7 protein-coding genes are annotated in these 11,779 nt (G+C 49.9%); all 7 read right to left on the bottom strand.

Annotation, left to right across the window (positions count from 1 at the left end; all coding sequences use genetic code 11):
- Window positions 1-17: 17 nt before the first annotated feature.
- Window positions 18-977 carry an AEC family transporter gene (locus OCV69_RS02955; protein ID WP_158357537.1) on the bottom strand — a complete coding sequence of 320 codons (960 nt, stop codon included), beginning with the start codon at window positions 975-977 and terminating at the stop codon, window positions 18-20.
- 40 nt (window positions 978-1,017) lie between these two features.
- Window positions 1,018-1,935 (bottom strand): SufB/SufD family protein, encoded by a 918-nt coding sequence (locus tag OCV69_RS02950; RefSeq protein WP_158357539.1) that lies wholly within the window; start codon window positions 1,933-1,935, stop codon window positions 1,018-1,020.
- A gap of 2 nt (window positions 1,936-1,937) precedes the next feature.
- Window positions 1,938-2,672: an ABC transporter ATP-binding protein gene (locus OCV69_RS02945; protein ID WP_158357541.1), complete on the bottom strand. Its 735-nt coding sequence runs from the start codon at window positions 2,670-2,672 to the stop codon at window positions 1,938-1,940.
- Between the two features lie 203 nt (window positions 2,673-2,875).
- Complete coding sequence (locus OCV69_RS02940; RefSeq protein WP_158357543.1) at window positions 2,876-3,757, bottom strand: hypothetical protein; 882 nt, start codon at window positions 3,755-3,757, stop codon at window positions 2,876-2,878.
- A gap of 240 nt (window positions 3,758-3,997) precedes the next feature.
- Entirely contained in the window at window positions 3,998-4,201 is a 204-nt protein-coding gene (locus OCV69_RS02935; RefSeq protein WP_158357545.1) for a hypothetical protein, read from the bottom strand.
- A gap of 13 nt (window positions 4,202-4,214) precedes the next feature.
- Complete coding sequence (locus OCV69_RS02930) at window positions 4,215-4,547, bottom strand: hypothetical protein (protein ID WP_158357547.1); 333 nt, start codon at window positions 4,545-4,547, stop codon at window positions 4,215-4,217.
- Between the two features lie 73 nt (window positions 4,548-4,620).
- Window positions 4,621-9,972 carry a hypothetical protein gene (locus OCV69_RS02925; protein ID WP_262562963.1) on the bottom strand — a complete coding sequence of 1,784 codons (5,352 nt, stop codon included), beginning with the start codon at window positions 9,970-9,972 and terminating at the stop codon, window positions 4,621-4,623.
- Between the last annotated feature and the right edge of the window lie 1,807 nt (window positions 9,973-11,779).

The following is an 11,779-nucleotide window of genomic DNA, read 5'->3' as shown; positions in this document are numbered from 1 at the left end:
TATGGTCCGGCCCCGGATCAGGCAAAAAATGCAAACTGCTGCATTAACAGCATGAATACAGGGATCGTCACCATGCTGATCAGGGTAGTGACCGTGATCACCGTACAGGCAAATTCATAGTCACTGTCATACTGTCTGGCCATAATGCCCATCTGGGCCATGGCCGGCATGGAGGACAGCATGAAAAATACCTCTTTCATCTCCTTCGGCACCGGAACCAGATTTAAAAATACCACGCAGGCCGCAGGCACCACCACAAACCGCATGGCCAGGGCCGCGTAAAGGTCCCGTCCCAGGGTTATGGTCTTCAGATCCATATTGCGGATCACGCTGCCAATGAACACAAGGGCCAGGGGCGAGGTCACCTGGGAGATCATGGACAGTGGCTTTAATACGAAATCCGGCACCTGGATCTCAAAAAATACTGCCGCCATGCCAAGGGCCATGCCGATGATCGGCGGGGACGCCAGCTTCTTTAATCCTGCCAGGGCGCTCCCCTCTCTGGCCGCCTCTGACTTCCCATCCTTTCTCAGGAGCCAGATCCCCACGGTCCAGAACAGCAGTGTGCTGGCGATATAATAGATCACGCCGATGGAGGTGATCCCCTGGCCCCACAGGGCCTGGATCACAGGAAAGCCGATGAACACCACATTGGGGAAGCCGGACGCTGCCACAAAGGTATATCTCCTTTTGCCGTCCACCTTCAAAAGCGCCCCCATAAACGCCGCCAGGGCCAGGCACAGAAGGATCAGTCCAAAGGTCACCGGAAGCTTTGACACCAGGGAGATCAGCGACTCTCTGGTCCCCACATCCTTATATATGTTATAGAACATGTAAAACGGGATCGTAGCCTCCACAGTAAATTTGGATAAGAAATCCATTCCCTGCTTTCCAAACCACGGTTTCCCGGCGAAATAAAAGCCCGAAGCGATCAGCGCCATTAGGGCAAATACACTTTTTATCGAATCCAGTACCATGCTTTCCCCCTAAAGACTTTATCTGCTGCGTTTCCTTCCCCTATTTCAGGAATCCATTGACGATCTGGGCTTCCGCTTCTTCTTCTGTCAGTCCCAGAGTCATCAGCTTAATGATCTGGTCTCCGGCGATCTTTCCGATGGCCGCCTCATGGATCAGGGCCGCATCCGGATGGTTTGCCGTGATCTCCGGAAGAGAGCTGATCTTTGCTTCGTCCATGATGATCGCATCGCATTCCGTATGACCGGCACACAGGCTATTGCCCTGAAGATTGGAGTAGAAGGCCTGGTGGGACTGGTCCCTGGCCACAGACCGGGAAATGATGTTGGCGCTGGAATTTTCCCCATCCAGACAGACGTCAAACCGGCTTTCCGCATCCTGGCGTCCATGGGTCATAAGACGTTCCTGGACCACCAGCTTGGCCCCGGCCGCCAGATGGGCCACTGTATCCCTCTTTGTGGAGTCCACGCCCTTGATCTGGACGCTCTCCATCTCCATATAGCTTCCCTCATCCATGGTGATCTCCGTCCGGGGATTCATGACCCGTTCCCCTTTTCCGTCTCCATCACCGTAATGCTTTTCCACGTATTTAAGTTTCGCGTTCTTTCCCACAAAAAACCGGTGGATGCCGTCGTGGCGGGATTCCATATCGCCGCCGTTGTGGATCCCACAACCGGCGATGATGGTCACATCCGCATCATCTCCCACAAAAAAGTCGTTGCACACCGTTTCATTTAAGCCCGTCTGGCTTAAGATCACCGGAATATGCACGCTCTCCTTTTTCGTTCCCGGCTTAACATGTACGTCGATGCCCTTTCCGTCCTCTCTTGTGACGATATCGATGTTGGCCGTCGTATTTCTTCCGGCCATCTGGCCGTTGGCTCGGATATTATAGGCCCCCTCCGGTACCCCGTGCAGGTCGGCCACCTTTTCTAAAAGCGTCTGTAAGATCTTATCCATGTTTATGCCTCCCTCCTGTAAAACTGACATCCGGAAGGCGCAGAGGCCGTTCCCAGAATCTCCGGCAGAATCTCATCCCTGGTCCCATGCTTTAAGATGGAGCCGTCAGAGATCACCACGATCTCGTCCGCGATCTCCAGGATCCGTTCCTGGTGGGAGATGATCACGATCGAGCCATTGGTGGTCTCCCGCATTTTCTCAAACACCTGGATCAGGTTCTGGAAGCTCCAGAGATCGATACCGGCCTCCGGCTCGTCAAACACAGAAAGCTTTGTGCCCCGGGCCAGGACTGTGGCGATCTCGATCCGCTTTAATTCTCCTCCGGACAGGTTTCCGTTGACCTCCCGGTTGATATAATCCTTGGCGCATAATCCCACCTCGGACAGATATTTACAGGCGTCTGCGGCAGAAAGGTCCTTTCTGGCTGCCAGGCGGATCAGATCCAGCACATGGACCCCCTTGAAGCGCACCGGCTGCTGAAGGGCAAAGCTGATCCCCAGGTTGGCTCTTTCTGTGATGGTCTTCTCTGTAATATCCTGGCCGTCAAACAGGATCTTCCCGGAGCGGGGCTTCTCGATCCCCATGATCATCTTAGCCAGGGTCGATTTTCCGCCGCCGTTGGGCCCCGTGATCACAACAAATTTATTTTCACCGACCGTCAGGCTGATATCCTTTAAAATCTCCTTTTTCCCCTGGCTTTCCGACACGCCAAAGGAAATATTCTGCAATTCTAACATAATTCCTCCAGATTGTATGTTTCCGTATTTTTACACGCCTGTTTATTATAAACCATTTTCCAAGGAAATACTATCCCATATGGAAAATTTTGCAGACATAAGAAGGAAGCCTGCCTGCGGAGTCTCTGTCTGCTGCAGGACGCCTTCCCCATGACGCAAAAACGCCCCGGGAATCTCCCGGAGCGTCCTTATTATTCTTCCTGTTACTGGGCTGCTGTGATCATATTTACAACATCTGCCATAGCGCCTGCATCCGACATAGTGCAGCTGGTGGCTAAGATCACCATAAAGCTCTCCTGCTTTCTGCAGTAGAAAGAGGTCTGGTTCTGTTTGCCCTTCTTGTTTGTCCTGGTGATGGAGACCTTGGAATAGTTCTGGCCGCCTACGGTAACGGTCTCAACGGCACCCACCTGGCCAGTCTTGCCTTTTTCAGCATTTCCCAACTGTGCTGCAAACGTTGCCGCATCCATCTCCGGCATCTTTGCCATATTGGCGTAGTAGATCTCCAGCTCACCAAAATCTGTGCTCATGGAGAAATCATAGGTCACCTTGGGATTTCCAATGGTGCCGTAAATATCGTCGGAGAACAGCTCCTCTGCTTCAACCTCTGTATTGGTGGAGCCGATCACCTGGGGAATGCGGATATTGGACCATGTGTTTGCAAACACGCCGCCGCTTAATTTTCCCTTGGGTGCTGTGGGAACAGGGGCTACCCAGCTTCCATCCTCATTGAAGGAATAGGATACGCCATCGATCACTCTTGTCTGGTTTGCTACCATAAGGCCCGTCTCCGGATCTGTGTAGAACCATACCTCATTTCCGCGGCCGTCTCCGCCCTCTGCCTTGATCCAGCCCTTTACGGTATTTCCCTTTCCATCGTAATACACCCAGTTGGAGCCCTGCTCGGTCCAGCCGTATAACATGGATTCCGTATCTGCGGCTCCCTCTGTGGTCTCCGCCGGAGAAGAATTCCGGATGCTTCCGTCCTCTTCCACAACCACTGCGTCTGCAAATGCAGAGATCACGTTCATGCTCCCGAGGGCTGCCGTTGCTGCTGTCAGTAATAATACCTTTCTTAATTTCATATAAACCTCACTCCTGATTTTTATTTTCATTTCTGTTCTGATTATACTAGAAGTTTCCGGATAACGCAAGCCGGAACCGTTGGAAATACAGGGAATTAAACGAATCTTAAGAGATTCTTTTAAAAAACCTATTAAAATCAAGGAGTTTTGGTATGATCTGTGACAAGTGTGTGACTAACCGCCTGCTTCTTTGGGATTCCTTTCAGTCGCACTTGTAAGTTGCACCGGTGCAACCTACGTCTATTTCCCCCTGGATGTTGCCGCATCCGGGGGGGCTTTTTTGTTAAACTGAGTGCCAAAATAAAAACCCACGATCACGGTATAGATCGTCAGAAACTGATCGCCCGTAATCTCTCCCACGCAGGTCAGGCCAATAAAGCCACCGGTCAGGGCCAGTGTCATAATCGACTTTACATCAATCAGCTTTGCCAGTTTTTCCCGCATCCATTCCGCCTCCTTAAATATGCTGCGCCGCCAGGAGAATAATACCTGTAATCGCCGCACCAGCCAGCAACTTGACCGCAGTATCCAGGATACTGTCTCCGATCCTCTTCCATTTCCTTCCAGGTTCCTGTTCCAGGGCCCCCAGCCTGTTGTCCAGTTTTTCAAGACTTTCTCCCTGCTTCTGCATCTCGCTTAACATCTGTTTCATATCTCCAGCCAATCCATGGATGGAAATTGTAAGCGTCCTCGTCTCTTCCATGGCACCCTCCAAAATCTCCAGACGCTTATTCTGTCGATTGTCTTCGTCGCGGATCCGTTCCAGTTCTACCCGCGTTGTCTCGTCCATCTCCTCAGCCCCCTTCCTTTTTCTCAATATAACATGAGTCACGGAAGAATTTCTCCCCCCATGGCCCGTGCTGCTATTTCTCTTTGATCCAGTTTTTGAAATCTGTGTCACTGTACAGCTGTTTCCCATCGATCTTGATCTTATAGAGCTTTTTTCGGATCTGCTGCCTGTCCGCATTCGTCCCGGATACATAGGATTTTTTGTATTCACGTGTGAAAGCAGACTTTACCCTGCTTCTCACCTCCTTCTGAATATCTGCCTTTGAACTGCTCTTTCCTTCTGCCTTCGCTTCCTCGGTTTCAATCCGGATCAATTCGTCTACAACCACATTAAAGTCTGCAACGGACGATTCTGCGGCTTTTACTGCATCTCCTGCTGTATACAGCCCTTTTTCCGGCTTTTTCTCCTCCTTCTCCGTCTCTTCCTTGTCCTCCCCTATACTCTCCTCTTCCTCGTTTGATTCAGCTTTATTGACCAGGCTTTTGACTGCGGATACAACATATTCCCGTTCGAATCCAGCCTCCTCCAGCTCCTTCACGGCCTGGCTGTATTCCACAGTCTTCCCACTCCGTTTACTTTCGGCTGCCTGGATCACCCGCGGGTCCTCCTTTAGTTTTTTTGTATACCTGGACTTTATCTTCTTATCTACTTCCTCGATCTCGAGATCCCTCAGATCCTGTATGATCCGGTCCCCCATATCTGCATTTCCGTCCGCATACTGCTTCATGGCCATTGCAACATAATTTGACAGGTTATCTGGGCTGTCGATGTCCTTAAACAGCTTGTTCCTGGCATAATTCATCTCCGGGCTCCCGAAGGACTGGATAAATGTGCCTACCACGGCCTTCAGATCCTTTAGGACATTTCCGGCCGGTATTCCGGTAATTGTACTAAGCGGTTTTGCGGTCTCCACTAGCAACTCCGGGATTGTCCGGTCTGACTCTCCCTCTATTTTTTTCTGCCATTTCTGGATCGTGTAATACAGCTCCTGGAAGGCTGACATGTCAGTCCTTTCAATACTGTATCCCATAAAGATGCTCTCAATGTCTTTTACAATCGGCAGGATCCCGACCGGATCCAGGTTGCTTCCCAAGTTACCGGACCATGCTACCGCAATCTTTTCCGGCCATGAAAGCTCTTCATCCTGCCAGAGATCTCCAAACAGGGCCGCCCGGTACTTCTCCTTGAAGTTCTTGTCTTCATCGTCGTCCCGGAGCGCATCCACCACAGAGGCCGCCAGGGCGGTGGCTGCTGCGTTGATAACATAAACCCCCAGCGTTCTTGCCAGTTTCTTTTTATTCTCGCTCGTGGGCTTAGTACGGGTGTCTGCGATTGCCCTGTACAGCATGTTATATGTCTTTGTCGGCTCAGACATAAATGACGTATACATCTGCTTTAAGCCATCCTTGGATTTCATCAGCTTACTGCGGTGTAAAACTGAATCGACTACCTGCGTTTTATCTATGATTTCGGAAAAACGCTCTCCTGATATCCTGTAAAATTCCTCACTCCCTTCTTTTATCTCTGGATGCAGATCCTTTGTTTCTTTCTGAACGGCCATCCACAGCCTGGCCCATGCAATCTCGTCTCCCTTCCCAGCCATCCACATTGATTTTTCGATGATGGATTCTTTCAGATTCTCCGGTCCCATCATGATATTTTTCATGGATCGCCCGGTATTGATGTCAAAATATCCCCAGTCCTTCCACTGTGCGATCGGAGCATATTTCTTACACCGTTCCCATTCTTCCTTCCCTACATGGAGTTTTAATCCTTTCGCAAGGTATTTTGGGCTGATTTCTGCGGCCGCACGCACATACGCAGTTGGCTGCTGGATCGCGGTCCGCAGGTTGGCGCCGACTGCAGCCGATTTCATATTTCTGGTCAGCTCCGCTACAAAATTCCTTTCCGATGGAGCTGTTCCGTTCAGATCGATCATCAGACCTTTAATGTATTCCTGTCCACCTTTTCCGAATACACGTTCCAGGGCCTCTCTTACGCTTCCTCCTCCCGGTTCCTTATAGTTGAAAACTTTTTGCAGATCTGTTAATGGTACCACGAAAGCATTGTAACTCCCCATCTGGTCCGCCTGTCGCGTGTACACGTCAAAAATGTCCTCAATGATGATCGGATTGTTTGCGCCAGGGGTTGTATGTTTGGTTGATCCCATGTTTTTTAATGTCGTAATTACTGCACCCAGTTCTGTCTCTTTTATCGGAATATAGTTTTTGTCTGATACAATCGGGAAATAGTTTTTGGCATTGAATTTTTTATATCCATACAGACGCATGGAAACCTCGTTTCCCCATTCGCTTGTTACCGTCGTGAAATATTTTACGATGGCATCTGCAATATCTTTCTGATCCCGTGACAATGTATCTGTGATTTTCTGCACTTCCAACGGAGTTACGGCGATAGGTTTTTCATCCTTTTTGAATACATACCCGCGCTTTTCTTTATCATATGTCAATGTTTTATCACGTCGGATTCCTCCTTCTTTGTTGTAAAGATGTTCTCTGGCTGCATCTCGCTTATTCAGGACGTACAGGCTCATTATCTGGGCTGGAGTAAATGTCAATGTTCCACTTCCGACTTCAAACGTTTTCTGTTCCGCTTTCTTTCCGGTCCATTCCTTCAACGTTTTTTGCGAGATATTCTTATCCTTAAGCAGCTTTTCCATGTAATCCTGTGCATTCCTGGTATATTCTACTTTTTTGTCAAATCCCCTTCTCGCCTCTTTGTATACAGTTTCCATTGCCGGTCCCATCTGCTCAAACATTGTTCCTGCATCCAGCATTTCGTAGTTCAGCAGGCTGGATGCGGTTCCTCTTACACCGGCAAACTCTACTTTTCCGGCTCTGTCCTTCAGATCCTTTAAGACCATTTTTGAGACATCTTCAACTTTTTCATAATTTTTGTTTTCAAAAAGCCGATTGGCATCCTGTATACAATGCTTGATTGATGCCACAACATCTCTTAGTATCCGCAGATCCTTAAGTTCCAGATCTTCAAGCCGGTCAAAGGAATCGACCCGATCTGTCAGCTTAATCATTTTCTCTGCCAGATCCGGATCCACATCCATATATACCGTTTCCCCTTCCTCCAGAGTGCTTCCAGCCTCCGCAATTTGTGCGAACTGATCCTTCAGCTTCAACCACTGCACAGTTCTGTTCGTTGGCTTCCCCTCTGTGTTTGTTCTGAATGAGCTGTAATCCATACCAGATAAAAACTCCGCCAATGGAACACGGAGCGATTCCGGTACATGCTTTTTATCCGTCGGCGTGTCCAGCCACCGGCCCATTTCATTTACATCCCGGATGATATGTTCCCGATGCTTCCTGGATTCTGCGGCGTCCCTCCTCCTCTGGTACTTCATTTTTCCGGCCAGAAGATCAAAATTAACCTTGTCCTCTAACTCCTTACGCTTTGCACGGAGCTCCTCCTGCTTCTTCCAGTTCTCTTTTTTCAGTTTTCGGATTTCGGCCTTTTCTTCATCCGTGTTCCCTGTTCCATACGCACGGTACTGTTCGGCCAGGCTCCGGATCTTCAGATTGATCTCATGCCTCTGCCTGCTGGCTTCTTTCTCCGCCGCGGTGATGTCTGATTCATATTCTCCTTTTAAACGACTCTTGTAGGCTTCGGTCTTTTCCAGATACTTGCGGTTTGCACGGAATACTTCAGCCTGCATCCTGTCCGCCATCGTTGGCGGCAGTGCACGGATATCCACGGACTTACCTTTGATCTCCTGGGCAATAATCTCCGCTATCTCATCCATATTGGCATGATACGGGTTCCTGATCTGCGGCTGAAGGCTGTCATATACCTGGGCGATATGGATCAGCTGATCTGCTGGATTGATGATCTCTGCTGGAAACAGTTCCGGCGACATCCCGGCCAACTCATCATAAACCTTGTCTACTCCGGTTCCTTCATTTCCAATCCGAAGTTTTCCGAAGTATTTCTTCCGGAAGGTCTCATATCCTCCTTCCGCGTCCAGATCTGCACGGTTATTTGCTGGCAACGTGATTCTGGTCGTTCTCATATGGGATATGATTCCCTTATACTCCTCCCTAATATCATCTTCCAATCTAGCATTCTTTACGATGCTTCTTGCTATTGCCAGGGCAGCCCGGTCGGTTTCCTCCATATCCGATCCTCCGGTCGAGTGCATGTATGTATAGAGCTTGGACAGGTTATTTTCAAGGCTTTTCTGTGAGTACCCGGAATTATATGTCTTTAACAGCTCCCTGGCGGTCTTTTTTATATCCTCTATTCTGGGGGCATAATCCTTTGTAAGCGTCAGCTGCCTCTTTAACTCCTCATTCGCTTCCCGGAGTTCCTTGTTTTCTGCAGTCAGACTGTCATACTGCTCCTGGTCCACGTCCTCCAGCTGGAGTCGAACACTGTCTCCTGGAGCAGAGTCAACTTCATTACTTTCGGATGTATCTGGCTCCAGGTCTCCCTCACTTGTTCCTTCTGATTTTTCAACAGACCTATTGACTTCCCTTAACTTTTCGAATACACTGTTTATAGACGGATAGTCGTAGCCGCTACTGTCCCTGGAGAAATCCTCGGCGTAGTTGAACGGGACGCTATCCGTCTTTTCTATATCAACTTCATGTAAGTATAAACGATTATCTTCTCCCACACGGACAACACAGACCTCATAATATTCGCCTGCATCCTCTCCTTCTTCGATGGTGATTTTCCCGCCGATTACAACAGCATCATAACGACGATTTTTCCAGTTCTTTGAATGGCGCAAAACCAACCCGTTTTCGAGTACATCCTTTATCGATGCAAACGCAGCTGCCTTCTTTCGTCCAAATCCATGCGAAAGATCATCCCGTACAGATTTATTTGTTAAATAAATATCCCCGACAACTTCATTATGAATTTTATTTTCATAAGAATCGTACAGTTTTAAAATCTGCGGACGTATTTCTCTCGCCGTCCCTTGAAACTCATCCCCCTTTATCGTCACAAGGCTATCCATATTCCTTACAGCATCATAATTTTTCTCAATCTGTTCCTCTGTCACCAGTTCTGGTTTTTCTATCTGGAACCGTTCTGATCCTCTGTTCTTCTTGGAGACCTCTACCCCACTTTTCCTTTTTTGTGAAGCCTCATCCAACGCATAGGCATACATATCCCTGGCCTGCTCATAGTAATCCAACTGCTCATGAAGACCTTCTGCTGCTTTCGAGATTCCCTTTCCCGAAATAAGTTTCTTGATGGCGTCAACCATGTCTGACAGGAAATCCCGGATTTTCTCAGCAATAGTCCGGTTATCCCTGGCCAAATTCTCAATAAACACCTCATCGTTCAGGAATCGGCCTGTTGCGTCTGCCGCGATCTCCTCCGTGATCTCCTCCCGGCTCAGGTTCTGTCCCGCCTCCTGGTATCGCCTCTCATACTGTTCCACAAGCCCATCATATGACACGTTATCCGCATTCATGAGGGCCTGGATCACCGTCTGCTTATATCCCTCGTAGTAATCCGGGGCATAATCCTTGATAAAGTGTGTCAGCTCGTGGGACGTGGTCTGAAGGAAGTTCCCGGAATCCACAGCCAGACGGATCACGCCTTTCTCCGGAACATACGCGCCGGCTTTTCCGTCCGCCTTGCTTACCAGTTCGATTTTTAACCCGGTTTTCTTTCCTACGGATTCTGCAAACTGCATCTGGGCCCCTGTGGCCATTCCGCTCAGATCCGAGGCCATTCCAGTTTTCGGCGCTCCCTGGACATATTCCGGGCGCTGTCCGGCTATAAGGTTCCGGTCCTGGGCTCCTGCCTTATATGCTGCTGCCGCCTGGTCCGGTGTCAATACAGAGGCAATGGCCGCCTTCTCCGCGGTCTCCATCTCTGCATTATACCGGCCTGCATCATAATACCGGCCGAATGCCTTCCGATAATCGTCAATGGTGCTCATCCCATCGTAGCTGTCCGCAAATACTTTCTGTCCATTTTCCCCGAAATTTCCATGTTCCGCCACTTCTTCCCTGGTATAATCCGGTTGCACCGGTGCAACTGGCTCTTCCGCCTCCCGGATTCTCTCCTCCTTCTGATCCGGCCGGATCAGAGTCTCTGTACGGGCCATGGTGTCAGTTTCAGGCTCCCGGATCACGCCCTGGGGCTTTGTTCCGGTTTCATTCTCCCGGTTTGTTTTCATGTCCTCCTGGACATTCTTTTCCAGAACATGCTGGTCTGCTTCTTCCATTCCACGGGCCAGGTCATAGTAATCCCGCATAAATCCGCCCTTCTGGAGTCCTGTAAGCGTTTCCCCGCGGCTCTGGATGTCTGCATAGGACTGTGCCAAGCCCTGGAGGTTCCTGGCCCGTTCCAGGCTTTCTGCGTCCTTATAGGTTGCCGTGTCCGTGTCAATGGTATCTGCAATCTCCTGGAAATCCATGTCACCTTTTCCCAGTCGATTCTGGTTCGCAACGCCAATGGCGGCCGCCCCGCTGCCCATCACGCCGCCGGAAATGGCTCCTCCCAGGCCTGCAAGACCAATCTGCTTTGCTATATCCAGGTATGCGTTCCAGGGGCTCTTACCGGCCTCCTGGTAGGCTTCTTTTGCCTGTGACAGGTTGGACTTATCTCCCATGATCCAACGATCTGAGAGTGTATTAGCAAATTCAGTGGCCATCTCTTCCGATGCTTCCGTGGCCATCTGCTTCCCCAAATTTTTCGCAACATCCCTGAGACCATAGACCGGTGCCTCTTTCATAGCCTGGAGGCCGCCGATACTGATCCGCTCCATTCCCGTCTCTGCGGCCCCGTAGGCCAGGCCCAGGCCTACAGCCTGATCAAATGATGCTCCGCGCTCCATGGCATCCTCTACGCCCCCTGTGGCGGCTCCCAGACCTGCGAGTGCAGCTCCCGCCTTGCCCATCGGAAGCCTTGCTACGCTTTGCCCGATAGAGAGCCCCGTATCTACCAGGAAGTCCGTGGCTGCACTGTCCCAGATCTTTTCCCTGACAGTCTCTTTCAACGCTTCTCTTGTTGCCGCTTCACGCGCCGATGCATAGTGCCCCTCACTGTACGGATCATATTCTTTCTTTGTCACATCCGATAAATAACCCAATCCACTCAGCATTGAGGCGCTGATATTTCCCAAGGTCCCGATTACAGGATGTTCTTTGGCCAGCTTTCTCGCTGCCGCTTTTTCGCGCTCCATTCTGCGTGCCTGAAGCGCATTATCGATTCCGTTCAGATAATCTTTTGCTTCT

It is taken from the genome of Alitiscatomonas aceti (assembly GCF_025567195.1).
GTDB lineage: Bacteria > Bacillota > Clostridia > Lachnospirales > Lachnospiraceae > Alitiscatomonas > Alitiscatomonas aceti.
This window is presented reverse-complemented; position numbering and strand designations above follow the sequence as displayed.

Bases quoted from the DNA above. Each gene is read 5' to 3' on its own strand.
- OCV69_RS02955 (WP_158357537.1), bottom strand. From the start codon at position 977: ATGGTACTGGATTCGATAAAAAGTGTATTTGCCCTAATGGCGCTGATC.
- OCV69_RS02950 (WP_158357539.1), bottom strand. From the start codon at position 1,935: ATGGATAAGATCTTACAGACGCTTTTAGAAAAGGTGGCCGACCTGCAC.
- OCV69_RS02945 (WP_158357541.1), bottom strand. From the start codon at position 2,672: ATGTTAGAATTGCAGAATATTTCCTTTGGCGTGTCGGAAAGCCAGGGG.
- OCV69_RS02940 (WP_158357543.1), bottom strand. From the start codon at position 3,757: ATGAAATTAAGAAAGGTATTATTACTGACAGCAGCAACGGCAGCCCTC.
- OCV69_RS02935 (WP_158357545.1), bottom strand. From the start codon at position 4,201: ATGCGGGAAAAACTGGCAAAGCTGATTGATGTAAAGTCGATTATGACA.
- OCV69_RS02930 (WP_158357547.1), bottom strand. From the start codon at position 4,547: ATGGACGAGACAACGCGGGTAGAACTGGAACGGATCCGCGACGAAGAC.